At 63.0% G+C, this 16,700-nt stretch carries 17 protein-coding genes; 8 read left to right on the plus strand and 9 right to left on the minus strand.

Annotation, left to right across the window (positions count from 1 at the left end; all coding sequences use genetic code 11):
- Nucleotides 1-28 precede the first annotated feature (28 nt).
- From AC1DU8_RS18215 to AC1DU8_RS18225, 3 genes are all read right to left on the minus strand, one after another.
- Complete coding sequence (locus tag AC1DU8_RS18215; RefSeq protein WP_477727100.1) at nucleotides 29-1,480, minus strand: DUF3999 domain-containing protein; 1,452 nt, start codon at nucleotides 1,478-1,480, stop codon at nucleotides 29-31.
- Complete coding sequence (locus AC1DU8_RS18220; RefSeq protein ID WP_477727101.1) at nucleotides 1,477-4,473, minus strand: DUF2339 domain-containing protein; 2,997 nt, start codon at nucleotides 4,471-4,473, stop codon at nucleotides 1,477-1,479. Before AC1DU8_RS18220 ends, AC1DU8_RS18215 begins: the two co-directional genes overlap by 4 nt.
- 218 nt (nucleotides 4,474-4,691) lie before the next feature.
- Nucleotides 4,692-5,564 (minus strand): LysR family transcriptional regulator, encoded by an 873-nt coding sequence (locus AC1DU8_RS18225; RefSeq protein WP_477701623.1) that lies wholly within the window; start codon nucleotides 5,562-5,564, stop codon nucleotides 4,692-4,694.
- A 131-nt stretch (nucleotides 5,565-5,695) separates the two neighbouring features.
- On the opposite strand from AC1DU8_RS18225, the gene AC1DU8_RS18230 reads away from it, so the two are divergent.
- On the plus strand, nucleotides 5,696-6,661 hold the full coding sequence (locus tag AC1DU8_RS18230; RefSeq protein ID WP_477689885.1) for a DMT family transporter: 966 nt from the start codon (nucleotides 5,696-5,698) through the stop codon (nucleotides 6,659-6,661).
- A gap of 137 nt (nucleotides 6,662-6,798) precedes the next feature.
- On the opposite strand, the gene glmU is transcribed toward AC1DU8_RS18230, so the two are convergent.
- The gene (gene glmU / locus AC1DU8_RS18235) at nucleotides 6,799-8,259 is read right to left on the minus strand and encodes a bifunctional UDP-N-acetylglucosamine diphosphorylase/glucosamine-1-phosphate N-acetyltransferase GlmU (protein WP_477689884.1); all 1,461 of its coding nucleotides are present in this window, start codon (nucleotides 8,257-8,259) and stop codon (nucleotides 6,799-6,801) included.
- Between glmU and AC1DU8_RS18240 the strand changes: the two genes are divergently transcribed.
- Complete coding sequence (locus tag AC1DU8_RS18240) at nucleotides 8,258-9,199, plus strand: DUF6279 family lipoprotein (protein ID WP_477727102.1); 942 nt, start codon at nucleotides 8,258-8,260, stop codon at nucleotides 9,197-9,199. The two genes, glmU and AC1DU8_RS18240, sit on opposite strands and share 2 nt — an antisense overlap.
- Nucleotides 9,200-9,225: 26 nt before the next feature.
- On the opposite strand, the gene AC1DU8_RS18245 is transcribed toward AC1DU8_RS18240, so the two are convergent.
- Nucleotides 9,226-9,543: a hypothetical protein gene (locus AC1DU8_RS18245; protein WP_477727103.1), complete on the minus strand. Its 318-nt coding sequence runs from the start codon at nucleotides 9,541-9,543 to the stop codon at nucleotides 9,226-9,228.
- Nucleotides 9,544-9,737: 194 nt separating this feature from the next.
- Nucleotides 9,738-10,496 (minus strand): Crp/Fnr family transcriptional regulator, encoded by a 759-nt coding sequence (locus tag AC1DU8_RS18250; protein ID WP_477667433.1) that lies wholly within the window; start codon nucleotides 10,494-10,496, stop codon nucleotides 9,738-9,740.
- A 78-nt stretch (nucleotides 10,497-10,574) separates the two neighbouring features.
- Between AC1DU8_RS18250 and AC1DU8_RS18255 the strand changes: the two genes are divergently transcribed.
- Nucleotides 10,575-10,982 (plus strand): BLUF domain-containing protein, encoded by a 408-nt coding sequence (locus AC1DU8_RS18255; protein WP_477727104.1) that lies wholly within the window; start codon nucleotides 10,575-10,577, stop codon nucleotides 10,980-10,982.
- A gap of 12 nt (nucleotides 10,983-10,994) precedes the next feature.
- Here AC1DU8_RS18255 and AC1DU8_RS18260 read toward each other — a convergent pair whose 3' ends face one another.
- Together AC1DU8_RS18260 and AC1DU8_RS18265 are read right to left on the minus strand one after the other, a co-directional pair.
- On the minus strand, nucleotides 10,995-11,984 hold the full coding sequence (locus AC1DU8_RS18260; RefSeq protein WP_477648157.1) for an MBL fold metallo-hydrolase: 990 nt from the start codon (nucleotides 11,982-11,984) through the stop codon (nucleotides 10,995-10,997).
- A gap of 232 nt (nucleotides 11,985-12,216) precedes the next feature.
- Complete coding sequence (locus AC1DU8_RS18265) at nucleotides 12,217-12,771, minus strand: gluconokinase (protein WP_477727105.1); 555 nt, start codon at nucleotides 12,769-12,771, stop codon at nucleotides 12,217-12,219.
- Between the two features lie 142 nt (nucleotides 12,772-12,913).
- Between AC1DU8_RS18265 and AC1DU8_RS18270 the strand changes: the two genes are divergently transcribed.
- Nucleotides 12,914-13,366 carry a TfoX/Sxy family protein gene (locus AC1DU8_RS18270; protein ID WP_477727106.1) on the plus strand — a complete coding sequence of 151 codons (453 nt, stop codon included), beginning with the start codon at nucleotides 12,914-12,916 and terminating at the stop codon, nucleotides 13,364-13,366.
- A gap of 68 nt (nucleotides 13,367-13,434) precedes the next feature.
- Here AC1DU8_RS18270 and AC1DU8_RS18275 read toward each other — a convergent pair whose 3' ends face one another.
- The gene (locus AC1DU8_RS18275; RefSeq protein ID WP_477727107.1) at nucleotides 13,435-14,064 is read right to left on the minus strand and encodes a DUF2917 domain-containing protein; all 630 of its coding nucleotides are present in this window, start codon (nucleotides 14,062-14,064) and stop codon (nucleotides 13,435-13,437) included.
- A 161-nt stretch (nucleotides 14,065-14,225) separates the two neighbouring features.
- Here AC1DU8_RS18275 and AC1DU8_RS18280 point away from each other — a divergent pair, with 161 nt between their 5' ends.
- The 4 genes from AC1DU8_RS18280 (at nucleotide 14,226) to AC1DU8_RS18295 (ending at nucleotide 16,698) form a co-directional block, all read left to right on the plus strand.
- Complete coding sequence (locus tag AC1DU8_RS18280) at nucleotides 14,226-15,209, plus strand: LysR substrate-binding domain-containing protein (protein ID WP_457282474.1); 984 nt, start codon at nucleotides 14,226-14,228, stop codon at nucleotides 15,207-15,209.
- Nucleotides 15,210-15,359: 150 nt separating this feature from the next.
- Nucleotides 15,360-15,833, plus strand: a complete 474-nt coding sequence (locus tag AC1DU8_RS18285) for a hypothetical protein (RefSeq protein ID WP_477667440.1) — start codon at nucleotides 15,360-15,362, stop codon at nucleotides 15,831-15,833.
- A 45-nt stretch (nucleotides 15,834-15,878) separates the two neighbouring features.
- Nucleotides 15,879-16,262, plus strand: a complete 384-nt coding sequence (locus AC1DU8_RS18290) for a hypothetical protein (RefSeq protein WP_477727108.1) — start codon at nucleotides 15,879-15,881, stop codon at nucleotides 16,260-16,262.
- Entirely contained in the window at nucleotides 16,201-16,698 is a 498-nt protein-coding gene (locus tag AC1DU8_RS18295; protein ID WP_477727109.1) for an SMI1/KNR4 family protein, read from the plus strand. Before AC1DU8_RS18290 ends, AC1DU8_RS18295 begins: the two co-directional genes overlap by 62 nt.
- Nucleotides 16,699-16,700: the final 2 nt, after the last annotated feature.

The raw sequence follows: 16,700 nt of genomic DNA on the forward strand, positions 1-16,700 counted from the left end.
GCCAGCACCCGCCACCAGCCGGAAGACCTTATGGGGCCGGTCCGGGGCCTTGCCGGGTTTGCCTGAGCAGCACCCACGCCATCAGCCCCAGCGCCAGGGCACCCGCCAGCAAGACGCCCCACAGCACCAGGCTGCGTGTCGGCATGCCCTGGCTGGGGGGCTGCGCCGCCACCAGCGGGCCGGCCGCACCGGCACTGCCACCGGTGACGTCTGCTTTGGACACGTCGGCCTGGGCGACAGGCAGCGAGTTTTCCTGCTGCGCCTTGTAGCCGGGAATCAGGCTGGCCATGGGCAGAAAAGCGCCTGCTGCCCCCGTTGCGCTGGCCAGGCCCGCTGCCAGGGTGAAAGGGCCCTGCCCGCTGGCCAGAAAGATGAGCTGCGCCGGTTCGAACTGCAGGACGATTTCAGGCGCGGCGGCAAACCCCGGCGTTTTGAGATCGGCCTCGATCTTCATTTCGCGCACTGATGAGCCCTGCAATTCGACCGGCCCGCTGGTTTGTTCTTTGCCCGCGGTTGTCATCCGGTAGACCACGGCGCTGGCCAGCAGGGCCCAAGGCTGGTTGCGGTCATTACGGCCCAGCACGCGGATGGGCACCAGCACATTGCTGCCTTGCGGCGTGATCTTTAAAGCGGCAACAGGCGTGGCAAAGGGCAACGCAAAAGTCAGCTCATGGGGATTCGTCAGCACCGGCGTGGTCATGGTGGCGCCCACACGCTGGCGCAGGGCCGTGCTGCGGGACGTGACCAGCGTGGCGCCGCGCAGGGTGACGGCGGCGTCGCCCCAGGTGATGCGCAGGTACTGGTCTTTCAAATCCGCCATGGAAAGCGCAAGGCTGTTGTCGCCCAGGCTCGCGGCTTTGGCAGAAGCATCGGCGCGGTACAGCACGGTGTCGGCCAGGGGCCGCCAGTTCTTCAGGTCCTTGCTGGCCTGCACATTAAAGCTGACTGGCTGGCCGACCGGCAGGTCGGCGTCCAGCGTCATGCGGGCGGCAGGCGCATTGACGCTGCGCGTGTCGAGCAGCGCGCCCAGCACTTTTTGCGATGAAGCTGCACCCGCGGTGTTTGCGCCACTGCCCGTGTTGAGCTGCACCACGCGCCGGCCCTGCCGCTCTTCAATGCGCAACGACAGGCCTTCCAGGCCGGCAGCGCCTGCGGCACCCAGAATGGGGTACGCCGTGAGCTTGACCTGCTGCTCCTGCGTCGCCGTTTCCGCGGCGACATTGGCCAGCGCCATGGGCACCGGCTGGCCCGCCGCGTTGAAGAGGCGTATGTCGGCATAACCGGCGCTTTGCAGCCGCACCAGGGCTTCGGCGGGCACCACCAGCCGCTGCAATGGCGCGTCAGGCGCCAGCGTCACAGGTATGCGAACGGCATACGATTTGGCGCTGCCGGCATCCGCGGCGTCGGCGGCCTGCACCAGCAGCGGGGTTGCGAGTCCGGCGGACAGCGCCAGCGTTAAAAAGCGTTGGTTGATTTTCATGAGTGGGTTACCTTCAGGTCGCCCGCATCTTCGGGCAAAACATCTTGCGCAGTGGCGGTGACGGCGGCCTTGGGCGGCAGCGGCGCAAAGTAGCCCACCACCAGCATCAGCACACCCACCACGATGAACGCGATGATGCGCTCTGCACCGCCGGCATTCGACAGATCAATCAGCAGCAGCTTGACGACCACCAGGCCCAGCAGGCCTGCGCCCACCAGCCACAGCGGCCGCTGCACGCGCCGGTGCGCCAGCACCATCAGGCTCAGTGCCAGCAGCGTCCACAAAATGGCGTAACCGGTTTGCACCACGAAGCTGCCGAACAGCGCGTCGGCGTCCCAGCGCACGCCGAAGAAATGGTGGGCGATACGCAGCCACACAGTATTGACCGCCACAAACACCAGCAAGGCCAAAGCCACCAGCGCATTGCGGCCGGTCACCCAGCCCGCATTGCCCGGCGGCGGCGCGGCCGTCACCAGCACGCGGCGCCAGAACACCAGGGCGCCCAGCGCAAGCGCCAGTGTCAAATCGGTCGGATTGAGCAGCGGGATATAGGGCAGCGGCGCGGTGCGGCCCGAGGAAGTGACGGCGGCGGCGAGAGCCCCCCAGAACACCAGCACCGACAGCGGCAAGGCGGCATACCAGTAGTAAGCCTGGGCATGCGGATTGAGCGGCCACTTCGCGCCCTGTCGCAGGGCCGCGCTGTTGGCCCGCCCGGCCCACACCGCCAGCAGCATCAGCACCGCGATGGCGCTGACCAGCAGGACCACGCCGGCCCAGGAAGTTCGCCAGAGCTCAGCCTTGCCGATACCCGACCACAGGCAGTCCGCAAGAAGGAAGGTCACCAGCCACGCGCTTGCGGCGTGCAGGAAACCATAGGGCGACTGAGAGGCGCCCGTGGACGTAGCCTGCGCCAACGCCTGGCGGTCCGTCTGCCGCAGCATCCAGTAATGCAGCACCAGCACCGCCGGCCACACAGCCCACGCCGGCGTAGCGAGCACGCGGTAGCCTTGACCTGCCTGCGCCACATAACCCAGCGCCAGCACACCCACGGTGATGCGCGCGGGCCAGGTCGCCACCGCCCACTGCTTCTTCAGGCCCAGCACCATCGACAAGGCCGCACTGGCCACCACTGCCAGCATCATCAGCAGGCCGGTGGTGCGGTCGCTAAAGGCCTGCTGAGGAAAGGCATCTGCTTCCAGCGCGGGCACACGGCGGTTGATTTCCAGCAACCAGGCCAGGCACCAGAAGAAAAAGCCGTAGAGGTAAACAGGAATGCTGAGCTGCGACTCCACGCCGGCATAGGCCTTGGCCCACGAAGACTCGCTGTGCGGCAGGGGCCGGCGCAGCCACCACGCCAGCTGCAGCGCCGGCAGCGCGATCAACATGGCGCCGATAAAGGCCGGGTTGCCGAAAGGAATGGCCGAGACAGGGTTGCCCAGTGCGCCCGCGTCATCAAGCCCGCCCAAAAACGCCATGGCGGCCACGCCCTGCAGCAGCAAGCCGAAAGCGCGCGGCATCCAGCGCGCCTGCCGCATGCCGACCCAGAACGCGCCCGCACCTTCGAGCGCCCAGACAGCCGAGGTCCACTTTGCATCGAGTGCCAGCGGCACCGCCAGCGTGGCAAAACCCACACCCACGGCAATAAAGCATTCAATCAGCAGGCGGTAGCTGGACAGCGCCCGGCGCACCAGCACCATCGCCGTCACCAGGTACAGCGCGGCAAAGCCCAGCGCCGAAAAGGCCGTGCCCAGTTCCATGGTGCGCACCAGCCCGGCCTGAAGGCCGAAGCCCACCAGCGGTGTGCCGAACACCAGCATGGTGTCGACGGCGTTGCCGAGCTTCGTGGGTGTGTTGCGCGCATAGAGGATGGCGGCAAAAAGATAGATCAGTACAAAGCCGATGAGGAAGGGCTGGGTGCTGGCGTAATGCTCTGGCGTGTACTTGAGAACACCCCAGGCAGTGGCCACGCCGAAGGTAGCGATAAAACCCACCACGTTCAGGATGCGCCATGAGCGCTTCCAGGCAATGAACAGAATGGCCAGGTTCAGCACTGAGTAATAGCTGAAGAGGCCGACGTGGCTACCCTGCCCTGTCGACAGCAGAATCGGCACGGCAAAACCACCGGCGAAGGCCGCCACCGCCAGCGCACGCGAGTTCTGCAGCAATGCCAGCGCGCAGCTGAGCGCGCACACCACAATCATCAAACCAAAGGCCGGCAGCGGCTCCAGCAAGCCGTACATGCGGAAGGCCGCAAACACCGTGAGGTACATCACCGCCACGCCGGCGCCCTGCAGAGCGAGTGCAAAGCCGGGCTTTTCCGTGCGCTTGCGAAAACCCACGGCCAGCAGCGCGATCGCCGCGGCAGCGATGGCCGTCAGGCGAAACTCCACCGGGAAGAGCCCGGCCGATGCCGCGTAGCGCGCCAGGAACGACAGGCCAATAAACAGAATGACCAGCCCGACTCGCACGATGGTGTTGCCGCCCAGGAACCAGTTCTTGCCGGCAATCAGCGCCAGCTCGATGGCATTGGGCTCGGCCGGCTTGTAAGCAGGCCGAGCGGCGGGCGCAGCCTGAGCGCGCGGCAAGCCGTTCGGGGCCAGGTCTTCTTGCGAAGATGCCTCTTCGTTGCTGACGGCGCTGAGCGCACTGGCAGCCGCCGGTGCCATGGTTTGCAGCGCAGCAGGTGCGGGCTGTGCGGGCAATGATGCAACAGGCAAGGGAGAGGTGTTCTCAAAGTCCTTGAAGCCGTCGTCATCCTCCGTGGCCTGGATGCTGCCACCCGGTGCGGCAGGCGGATGTTGTGCTCGTGCTGTCGCCGCCTTGACCTGCGCCGCATGCTTTTTGTGCGCGGCCTCGACTTCAGCGCGCACGGCCCAGCGCAAGGAAAGGCCGGCGAACAAACCGAGGAAGCCTCCCAGAAAAACACCGAAATCGCCATAGCCCGGCCAGAACCAGCCCAGCACGGCACCCCAAACAATGCTCCAGATAATCATGACCCCGGCCTCCCTGTTGTTTTCCGTGCTGCGATGTCGCGCGCCAGCCTGCGGAATGGGCTGATGGTACTTGATGGGCCCACTCGTGAGCACCGGCGGCGCGGTGCCGGGCAAGCCGGCAGAAAAGCCCCTATGCAACCCTCATTGATTTAGAAAGAAACCGGCTGAAATCCAATCAGGACAAGCGCAAGCAGCTATCAAATAAGTAGCAAACTGACTCAGTGCACCCTGGCCCCTTCACGGGCAGTGTTCCAGAAGGCGCGTGCCAGCGGCGAGAGTTTGGCCACATCCAGGCAGGCCAGGCCGACCGTGCGCGGCTGCGGCGGTGACAGGGGCCGGTACACCACGCCCCTGGGTGCGTCGGGCAGCGCGAGGCGGGCAGCTACCGATACCGCCAAACCCTGTTGCACAAATTGCAGGATGGAAATGATCTGCGTGAAGTGATACAGCACCTTGGGCAGCGCGATGTTTTTCTGCAGGATGGGCACAATGACCGGCCCGCAGCCGGCCTCCGTCAGCACAAAGTCCAGCCCCGTCAGAGCGGTAACCGGCACGGCCTTGTGTTTGGCCAGTGGGTGTTTGGCCGGCAGGATGGCGACAAACTCGTCCTGCACCAGCGGCAGCACCTCAAAGCGCTCGTCGGGCACAACGACAAAACCGAGTTCCACCCGCTTTTGCAGCAGCCAGTCGTCCACCACTTCGTCGCTTTCCTCTTCAATGCGCACCTGCGCGCCCGGATGGCGCTTCTTGAATGCCGCCAACAGTGGCGGCAACAGATTGACGGTGGACGTGGGCCCAAACGAGCCGATGCGCAGCGTGCCGGTTTTCAGCTCACGGGCGTCGCCGAGCTCCTGCGTCATGGTGGCGGCCAGGGCGGTCATTTCGCGGGCGCGCAGCAACAGCCGCTCACCGGCATCCGTCATGGCCACGCCGGAAGCGTCGCGTTGCGCGAGCTTGACGCCGAACTGCGTTTCGAGCGCGCGCAGCGCATGGCTGACGGCCGATTGCGTCGTGCCCAGCCGCATGGCCGCGCGTGAAAAGCTGCGGCATTCATCGAGGGTGATCAGGACTTCAAGTTGGGCGAGTGTCATGGCCGGTTCAAAAAAAGTTAAGGCTGCATGCAGGCGATGATGAGCAAACACTCATTTGATGGTGAGCCAAATTGCAGTTAATCTCATGCATCAATCTAACTGATGCCAGCCTTTTTTCCAACAAAAACCGCATGACCGCTACAGCCACCGCCGCATCCTCCACCGCAGCCCCCTTGCCCGGCATCGCTCCTACGACTCCACCGGCTGGTAAAAGCCTTCTGGGCCTGTACCTGCGCCTGACCTGCGTGCCCTTTCTCTGGGGCGGCACCTTCATTGCCGGGCGCGTCATCTCCGCCCACCTGCCGCCCGCCACGGCAGGTTTCATACGCTTTGTGTTTGCCACGCTGGCCCTGCTGGTGGCGCTGCATTTCACCGAAGGCCTGCGCGCACTCACGACGCTGTCGCGCCGCCAGCTGCTGGGCACAATGGCGCTGGGCGCCACCGGTATCTTTATTTACAACCTGTTGTTCTTCACGGCGCTTTCCGTGCTGCCGGCAGGCCGCACCTCACTCATCATTGCCCTGAACCCGGTGGTCACACTGCTGCTGGCCGCCGCATTCCTGGGCGACCGGCTTTCGCCAGTGCGCTGGCTGGGCGTGGCCCTGGCCTTGCTGGGCGTGTGGATCGTCGTCACACGCGGCGACCTTTCGCAAATCGCGCAGTCGCTCGGCAAAGGTGAGCTGTCGATGTTTGGCGCGGTGTGCGCCTGGGCGGTGTACACCCTGCTGGGCCGCAAGCTGTTGCAGGGCCTGTCACCCGTGCTGGCCACGCTCTGGGCCGCCATCTGGGGCACGCTGTTCCTGGGCCTGCTGGCCCTGCGCGACATCGCCAGCGTACATGCCGAATCATTCACCCCTGAGGTGTGGACCGGCCTGGCGTTTCTCGGCGTGCTCGGCACCGCGGTGGCTTTTGTCTGGTACTACGAAGGCATACGCCAACTGGGCGCGGCACGCACCGTGGTGTTCAACAACCTGGTGCCGGTGTTTGGCGTGCTGCTCGGTTGGCTGATTCTGGGGGAACCCTTGAGTGTCAGTTTGCTGGCCGGTGGGGCGTTGGCGATTTTTGGGGTGTTTTTGGTGAATCGGGTGAAGGGGTGAGTTTGTGTTGATTTGATGGCCGCGCTTTTTGCTGAGGGTAGCTGGCCGGGGGTTGCCCGGCCAGCTACCCTCAGACGAAAGCGCCTAACCCTGAGCAAGAACAGCCAAGACAAGGCTCTGCCCGGATAAGCAAAGACCTACCCCTTAACCACCTTCACCGGCCTCTTCCAGTTAGGCAAACTGACCTGCTTGCCCCGCGCCACACTCAACGAATCCGGCGGTGTGCTCTTGGTAATGGTCGACCCTCCGCCCACCGTGCCGCCCGCGCCTATGGTGACGGGTGCCACCAGGACGCAGTTGCTGCCGATGTGCACGTCGGCTTCAATGACCGTGCGGTGCTTGTTGGCGCCGTCGTAGTTGGCGGTGATGCTGCCGGCGCCGTAGTTCACGCGCTCGCCCACCGTCGCGTCGCCCAGGTAAGCCAGGTGGTTGGCTTTGGCGCCCTTGGCCAGGGTGGCGTTTTTGACTTCCACAAAATTGCCGATGTGCACCTCGGCGCCCAGCTGCGCGCCGGGCCGCAGTCGGGCAAAGGGCCCGATCAGTGCACCCTCGCCAATCTCTACACCCAGCTTCTCGCCGTCGATATGGGTGAAGGGATGGATCACGGCGCCGGCGGCAATGGTGCAGTTGGCAATCACGCAGTTGGCGCCTATGCGCACACCATCGCCCAGCGTGACCTGGCCTTCGAACACGCAATTCACGTCGACTTCCACATCCTGGCCGCAGCGAAGCGTGCCGCGCACATCGAGCCGCGCCGGATCCGCCAGCCGCACGCCTTGCTCCATCAGAGCCATTGCCAGGCGGCTTTGGTACACGCGTTCCAGTTCGGCCAGTTGCACCGGGCTGTTCACGCCGGCCACCTGGGCCGCGTCGGTGATCTGCTGCGCCACAACGGCCACGCCGTCCGCCACCGCAAACTTGACGATGTCGGTGAGGTAATACTCGCCTTGGGCATTTTGATTGTCCAGCCGGGAAAGCCAGGCACGCAGCAGGCGCGTGGGGACGGCCATGATGCCGCTGTAGATTTCACGGATCTCGCGCTGGGCAGGTGTCGCATCTTTATGCTCGACGATGGCGCGTACCTGGGCCGAGGCTTCGGTGCCGGCCCGCAAGGGCTCGGAGGCGTGCGCTTGCGCGCGCACGATACGGCCATAACCCGTGGGGTCGGCCATGCTGAGCGTGAGCAGCGCCAGCCGCTGGCCGTCGCACTGCGCCAGCAGGGCCTGCAGGGTGGCGGCCTGGGTCAGCGGCACATCGCCCGACAGCACCAGGGTGACGCCATCGTCTGCCAGCAGGGGAATTGCCTGCTGCACCGCATGGCCCGTGCCGAGCTGTGGCTCCTGCCGCGCAAATTGCAGGCTGACCTTCGAATCCGGGCCCACTTCCTGCTGCGCAAAGCCCCGGCAGGCGGCCTCAACAGCCTCCGCGCCGTGGCCGGTAATGACGACCGCCTTGCGCGCTGACAAAGACGCAGCGCATTCGATGACATGCTGCAGCAAAGCCTTCCCGCCCAATCGGTGCAAAACCTTGGGTAAGCTGCTTTTCATCCGCGTGCCTTTGCCCGCGGCCATGATGACGACATCAACTGGGGTTGCCATGAAGTTTCCTCTGGATTTTCGAAGGACAGGATTTGAAAAGCGTGCCACCCCCGCCGGGGCAGGGCTGGTACGCAGCTTACGGATTATCGGTGTGCTTGCCGCCGCGCTGCTGGGTACGGCGCTGCCCGGCTGCAACGTGATGATGAAACTGGCCTACAACCAGGCGCCTGAGCTGGTGTATTGGCATCTGGACGGTCATTTTGACTTCACCGACACGCAAAGCGTGCAGGTCAGGGCCGACCTGGACAGGCTGCATGCCTGGCACCGGCAAACCCAGCTGCCGGGCTATATCGACACGCTGCAAAAACTGCAGCACCAGATGCCGCAGGATATGGATACAGCAAAGGCTTGTGCGGTCTATACCGACCTCCGCCGAAAGCTGCTGGTGGTGTCGAACGAGGCGGAACCCCTCATGACGAAGCTGGCGGGCACGCTCCACGCCAGCCAGATGAAGAAGCTGCAGCAGCGTTTTGAAAAAGGCAATGCCGACTACCGCGAGGACTTTCTGGAGTCATCCAAAACCAGCCGAAAAAAACGCTACAAAGAGGCGGTGAATCGGGCCGAAATGCTTTACGGGCGGCTGGAAGAAAAACAGCTGGACATCATTGGCCGTCGGATCGATGCGTCCCACTTTGACGCCGCCGTGTCCTACCGGGAAAGGCTGCGGCGCCAGCAGGATGCCCTGCAAACCCTGCGCCCGCTGGCTGACGGCCATAGCGCACCCGAGAAAACGCAGGCCGCCGTGAATGGACTGTTTGAACGCACGCTGAACTCACCGGACATCGCTTATCGGGACTACCTCGAACGCCTGACCCAGGACATTTGCCAGGGATTTGCAGAGCTGCACAACAGCACCACGCCCGCCCAGCGCTCAAAAGCCGTGGAAAACCTTCACCGCTATGAGCGGGATTTCAAAGCCCTGAACAGCCAAAAGTCCTGACCCCGGAACCGCCCCACATACCCCCCTTATTTACCGGGCGCTTTGGTATGGGACAAACCTTCCTGTTCAGCTTTCTTCAGTTCTGCCGCCTGCTGGGGCGAATCGGGTTTCGCCGCCTTCGCATCGGCAGCGACATCTGCATCCTTGAGATAGGACTTGATGTTCTTCTGGTAGTCGCGGGTGGCTTCATAGCTCCCTTCGCCCATCTGACCGGCCGGGGCATCGCCCGGCCTGGACTGCCGCGGCTGGAACTCGCGTGATCCGCTGCTTTGCTGTTGCTGGCGGTCCGAAACACGGCGCGGTTGCTGCTGCAGGCGTGCGCCGGGTGCTTGTGCGTGGTTCATGAACGTCTCCTGGGTGGTTGTCGGTGCGCCGTCGTCACGGCCTTCCCTTCGCTGGAAAAGGGGGGCAAATCGCGGGCAAGGGGAGTCACCTTAAAGCCGGATGCGGGCCGCATTTGTCATCCGCCCCACGGCCTTGTTGTCAGCGACCGCCTACACGCCTGAACCAAGCTGGAATCAGATGAAATCAGATGAAATCAGAGTAAAGGAACCTGCGCAGGCGGCGTGTCGTAATAGTCGGCAATGCGCTCCAGCGCGCGGGTATTGAGCAACCGGAGCTGCCCATTTTCAATCTCATGCAGGCCCAGCTGGCGCAAACGCCTGAGCGTCTTGTTGGTGTGCACCAGCGACAGTCCCAGCGCGTCGGCAATATGTTGCTGGTTGATGGGAAACCCTATCCAGCCTTTTTCGGCCATGCCCACGCGTTCCAGCCTGCGGTACAGGTGCATCAGCAACATGGCCACGCGCTCGGTGGCGTTGCGCCGGCCGGCCGTCAGCAGATGGTCATCGACCATACCTTCCTCTCGCGCACCCATCCACGTGATGTCGTAGCCCAGGCTGGGGTGGTTGCGAAACAGTTCCCACAGACCGTCCCGCGGGAACACACAGAGGCTTACATCCGTCACGGCCTCGATACCGTGCATGGCGCCGTCCGCGAACTTTTGCTGCAGGCCGATGAAGTCGCCGGGCAACAGGAAATTGAGGATTTGCCGGCGGCCGTCGCTCAGGGTTTTGTAGCGGAAGGCCCATCCCGAATACAGCGTGAAGAGCTTGCCGTTGGGCTTTTGTTCATACAGGATGGTGCCGCCCGCCCGCACTGCAGAGGTGCCGGTGCGAAAGGCTTCGATGAACGCCAGTTCCCCATCGCTCACAGGCATGAAGGCCCCGGTCCTGCGCAGCCCGCAGGCATTGCAGTGAGGTGGACAAATCGATGACGTTGGCGCTGGAATGTTCATAAAAGGAGCATCTTAGGTGCATTTGGCTGTGTCTTTTGACATTGTGAAAAGCCGGACCGCCCGCTACATTCTGCCGCCATGACGCCAAAAAGCCCCACGTTGTATGAAGTTCTTTATGTCAGTACCCTGGCGCCCGAAGCGCCGCTCAGTGTCGTGGCGAACATTGCCGTCAAGGCCCGTCAGGCCAACGCCGAGCGGGACATCACCGGGCTGCTGATTTTTGACGGCATGCGCTTTTGCCAGCAACTGGAGGGCGACCAGAAGCAGGTGCTGACGTTGCTGGAACGCATCCGCCAGGACACCCGCCACATCAACATGCAGGTTCTGCACCATGGCGAACTGGCCGCCCGGCGATTCCGGCGCTTCAGCCTGGGCTACTGCCTGGTCGAGGATGAGGACGTGCTGGAGCGCATGGAAACCCTGGACGACCAAGCCGCGCTCGATGCCTTTGTGGGATTGCTTTCCAGGCTGGACTTGGATTCCTGAACGCGCCGGGCTTCAGCCCTGCAGCGCCTGCCACATTTCCTGGTCGCGCTGGGCTGTCCAGATACGCGGGTTCTTGATGCCGCTGGCTTCGTCAAATGCGCGGCTCACGTCAAACGGCAGGCAGTGCTCGTAAATGAACACATGGCCGAAGATCGGGTCCATGCTTTTGCGGGTGTGGTCCATGGCGGCTTTGAGGTCCATGCCGGCGGCAGCGGCTTCTTTGCCCGCCTGGTACAGGGTTTCGACCCAGCGCTTCGTATAGTCCAGCGCCTTGTTGACGTTGGCCGCGCCCTTCATGGCCTCGCCGCGGCCGGGCACAATGGCTTCGGCTTTCAGTGCACGCAGGGCTTCCAGTGTGGCGGGCCATTCCTCCAGCTGGGCGTCGCCGGTGTAGACGCCGGCCTCGTACTCGACCAGGTCGCCTGAGAACAGCACTTTTTCTTCTTCGACCCACGCAATCGTGTCGCCGCGCGTGTGGCCGGGGCCCGGGTGCCACACCTGGACTTTCACCCCGCCCAGGTCCAGCACCAGCTTGCCGGGCACTTCGCCCTTCACCGGGTTGCCGCCGTCGATGACCAATGTCGGCCAGGTCAGGCCGGGCACGCTTTCGGCGTTGCGAAAGAGACGCGGAAAGCGCTCCATCTCGCTTTGCATGTCCTGCGCGCCGCGCTCGACGATGAGCTCGTACGTGCCCTGGCTGGCGATCACTTCCGTGGCGCCTTCCGCAATGTAGGCACTGGCGCCCAGCACCCGGACCGCGTGATAGTGAGTCAGCAGCACATATTTGATGGGCTTGTCGCTCACGGTGCGGATGCGGGCGATCAGGTCTTGCGCCATGGCCGGGGTGGCGGTGGCATCGCTCACCATGATGAATTTGTCGCCAATGATCACGCCGGAATTGGGGTCGCCCTCGGCGGTATAAGCCCAGCAATGTGCGCTGAGCTGCTCAAAGGTGATGACCTTGTCGGTGAGATCGGACTGCGAGGCGAAGGCTTTGGACATGCGGTTCCTGTGTTTGGGACGCTGTGCCGGCGGTTCAATGAACCCGCGGCAGTTTTGGGTCATTTTACTTAAACGTAATGCGTTACGGATAGTTGAACCAATACACCTGCCTGGTGAAAACGACTTTCAAGGTCGCTATTGATTTGATAGCTGCTTGCGCTCGTCCTGATTGGTCTGCAAGGCAATTTGATGTCAAAAAACGGGCCCTGCAGGCGAGGCCGGCGGCAGGGCTCTACCCGCGGATTGCCAGCCAGGCAACCGCGCTGTCGGCCAGGGCTTTCAGGGAAGCATTCCCGGCCAGGGTCAACACACCCGGCTCGGCCGAAGGATCCTGCAGCGCCTCAAACTGGCTGGCGACCAGGCTGGGTGGGTAAAAGTGGCCCGGCCGCACGGAGACGCGCCGCAGGGATTCGGCCTGGCTGATGGCCAGGTGCACAAACTGCAGAGCGGGCACGGCGCCGCGCAGGCTGTCGCGGTAAGCGGCCTTAAGGGCGGAGCAGGTCAGCACCACACCGGCCGGGTGACGCGCCAGTTCCACACCCAGCTGGCGCAGCCAGTCAGCGCGGTCCTCGTCCGTGAGGGGAATGCCTTGCTGCATCTTCTGGATGTTGCCGGGGGGATGGAAATCATCCCCTTCGATCAACGGCAACGCCAGCTGGTCGGCCATCAGACGCCCGACCGCCGACTTGCCGCAGCCGGCCACCCCCATGACCACCACATGGACCGGCGGCCCGGCGTGGCGCACACCGGGCGCGGAGAAGGAGTGGGTCTGGGAAGCTGGGGCCATGCCCAAATTATCGCGGCCCGCCGCGTCTTTGCGCGTCGCGCCTGCGATATCTGCCAGACGTCGGATTTTTTGAACAAAGCGACAGCCACGGCGCGCTGCGCTCGCCGCAACACAATTGCGCCGGGTTTGGTATGGTTGCGCGATGGCCTCTTCCAGGAATGATTTTGCGACCTACTGCTGCGAGCTTTTGTCAGGCGTCGGGCCCTGCACGGCCAGGCGCATGTTTGGCGGGTTTGGCATCAGCACCTCGGGACTGACGCTGGCCCTGGTGGCCGACCTGGGCGGCGGCGAGAAGCTGTGGCTCAAGGCCGACGCGGGGACCCGCAGCCTGTATGAAGCCCATGGCTGTGAGCGGTTCACCTATGAGATGACACGCAATGGCGTCAGCGCGCCGCACAGCCTCAACTACTACGCGGCACCCGAAGAGGCGATGGAGTCGCCCGCCGTGATGCTGGAGTGGGCGCGTGTAGCGCTGGAGTGTGCGTTGAAGGCGCGTGCGGCCAAGGCGACCAACGCGCCCAAGACAGCGAAGGCGAGGAAAACGCCAAAGGCGCCGGCAACCAAAGCCGCCAAGCCCCGAACCAGGCGCCCATAAAAAAACCCGCAGCCTTGCGACTGCGGGTTAAACGGTTTTCCCGGAGTAAAACTGTTGGCTGTCTGCGCTTAGACCAGGTTGGACATGGCCAGCACGTTGTAGTTGCGCGGCTGGAGCTGATTGTCCCTGTAGGCGTCAAAGTCGTGGCCGGTGACGTGAGGCCGGGCGCGGGCAGTGACGAACACCAGGGCAACGGGGGTCAGCACCGCTTCAACAGCGGCGACAGCACCCATCGCCAGCCCGCGGACCAGGCGGCCGAGGGCGCTGGTGGCCAGGCCGAAGGCGGCGCGCAAGTCACCCAAAGGCTGCATCACGCCGGCGCGCCAGCCGGAAGTCTCTTTCATCTCGGGCACTTCGGCGCAGGCCGTTGCCGGCTCCCAGCTGAAATAAGCGGAAGCAGCGTGACCAGCGCTGAAGGACTCCATCACCAGCGACTCACCCGCCCGCAGCGAAAGGCTTTCGCCCCGGCTGAGGAAATGGTCGCCGGCGCGGACCTGGATGTCCTGGCTGGCGGCGTCGAAGGTGGCCCAGACCCGGCCATGCGCAATTCGCAACACACCGGCCTGCGAGGCACGCAGCGTCAGCGCTCGGCCCGCGCCCAGTTTCCAGAAGCCCGCCAGGCCGGCCACATGGCCGTTGGTGGCATCGGAAGCCTGTTGCAAGAAACGATCTCCTGAGAGGTGAGCTGCGTGGTCCATGGTGTTCTCCTAAAAAGGCACAAAGTGAGTGATGAGGGTTGAATCATCTCGCCACGGGCTTGCACAGTCCAATGAAATCGCGGTAAGCTATTGATTCCATAATCGCATCAATCAATTAGGCCCGAGTTGCCCTATTTGGCCTTTTTCACCCCCACACTGTCATGCTCCATTCACAAACACACTTGCGCTCCCGGCCGATTTCCGCCGGCCAGTTAAGGGCTTTTGAGGCCGTCGCCCGCCACCTCAACTTCCGCGCTGCCTCGGAAGAGCTGGCCCTCACCCAGTCGGCCGTGAGCCGCCAGATCCAGGGCCTGGAAGAAGACGTGGGCGTGAGCCTTTTTCACCGCCACACGCGCGCCGTGGAGCTCACCACCGCCGGCGGCATCTTGCTGCGGGCCGTCACGCCCTCCCTGGAGCGCATTGACAACGCCGTGCGGCAGATACGCCAGACCGCCGGGCGCAAGAGCGTGTCGCTCACCACCTTTGCCTCGTTTGCCTCGATGTGGCTGATTCCCCGGCTGGAGGGCTTTCAGCGCGACAACCCCGACATCGACATCCGGATTGATGCGTCGGACGTGGCTGTTGACCTGGACATTTCAGACCTGGACCTGGCCCTGCGTTACGCCCCGGCCAGCCACATGCCACCAGGCGCCATACGCCTTTTCGGCGAGCAGATCACGCCGGTGATCAGCCCCTGGTTGCTTAAAAGCGGGCCGCGCCTGAAGAAACCTGACGACCTGGCGCAGTTCACCTTGATTGAGGCGGGCGACGCCCACCAGACGCACCTGGAATGGCTGACCTGGCGCCGCTGGCTGGAAGAGCACGCCAGCCCCAAGCTGGAAGCCAAGCGCTGGCTGTACTTCAACTACGCCTACCAGATGGTCCAGGCGACGCTGACGGGCCAGGGCGTGGTGCTGGCGCGCCTGCCACTGATTGCCGAAAGCCTGGCCTCGGGCGATCTGGTGGAGCCGCTGCCGCAAATGCGCATGGAGTCTCCGATGAGTTATTGGCTGATCATCGGCCCGCGCAATGTGGCCCGGCCCGAAGTGCTGGCGTTTTGCGACTGGCTCAAAAGCCAGGCCGCGCTGACGCGCGAGGCAATCGGCGATGTGCCGGATCCGGATACAGTGGATTCCCTCGATTGAGCCCCGCTTCCGTTCGCCCTGAGGCGTCGAAGGGCTGGCACAGTGCCCCGGCTTCGATGCCTGCGCCCCACCCATCATTCGAGCGAACGCCTGATGACGCCGCTCAAGTTAACCGTTAGCCCTTCACACTTACCCCGGAGAACCTGCCCCATGACATTTGTACGACTTGCTTCAATTGCCTTCGTGGCGGCGTCTTTGATCGCCTGCGCCAGCCAGCCCGTCGTTGCCATACCCAAACCGTCGCCGTCAGCGCAAGGTGAGATTCTTGTTTTCAGGGAGTCGTCGTTCATTGCCGGTGGCGTCTCGCTCGCTGTAGGTACAGACGGTGCAGCATTTGCATCGTTATCGAATTCCGAGTACGCCATTGCAAACCTGTCGTCTGGCGAGCGGGAGATTTTCGTGCAGGCAAGAACAGCCAAGCCCACCCGCCTTCAATTCAAATTGCAGCATGGATCTCGCATCTGTCTTCGCACAAGTGCTTCTCCGGGTACTTTAGCCAAGGTCGCCGTACCAATTGCTCTTATCGCAACGGGATACCACTTCTACCTGGATGAAGTGCCTTGCCCATCGGCCGAAGAACTGGCCAAATACAAATCGGTTCCCGTAACCTATGCTGCCAGGTAACAGTTCCGTACCGGTGGCAAGGCCCAACTTCAACGTCAGACGCTTATGAGCCAATTTCGCGACTTTGAGAAGCAAGCCGTTCGTATGCTCGCAATGCCCGAGCTCGGCAACGCTCTGGTCGAGGCAGTCCTCAAAGACTCCGGGTTTGTGGCTTTTGAGCGCACTGGAGTGGGTTACTTTCTTACGGTCAGACATCCACTGCTACCGATGGAGCGCGCAGTGTTCGATGAACCGGCAGTCGTCGGCCGAATTGGGGAGTATGAAGTTGGCTACCTGGTCTTTGTCGAAAATCGCGAACTCATGCTTGAGTGTTATTCGACAGGCGCTGTCGAAGTGCCGCCCGACTTCAGAGAACGGAAGGTCAGCCTTGCAACAGCTGACCCATCCTTCAAATATGCCGGTGGTCGAACCCTGGGCCAAGATCATTGAATACTGGCGCCTTAGCGGGATTCCTGTCCGCCCGGGTGTGCAGCCGTCGCAAGTGGCCGAATTTCAGTCTAAGTACGGCGTAACCATTCCACGTGACGTACTCGAGTATCTCGAAACCGTGGATGGAAGCAGTTTCGATTTTACGGACTCGGATTGTTATAGGTTTTGGCCGCTATCCGAGATTCGACCGGTTCACGAAGTACTCGACGACAGTACCGGTGTCATCTATCCATATCGCTTTTCGTATCCGGACTGCTTTGCATTTTCTGATTACTTGATGAACAGCTGGCTATATGCAGTCAGGTTCACTGGCGAGCCATTGCAACCTGCACATGTATATCGAGTGGCGGAGGATGCCACGCCGGGAGAGCCAATGGCACCCTCATTTCGGGAATTTATGGTGAGCTATGCTGCAAATCCAAAGAGCATTTTGTAGAT

This window comes from Polaromonas sp. P3_A5, from assembly GCF_056403055.1.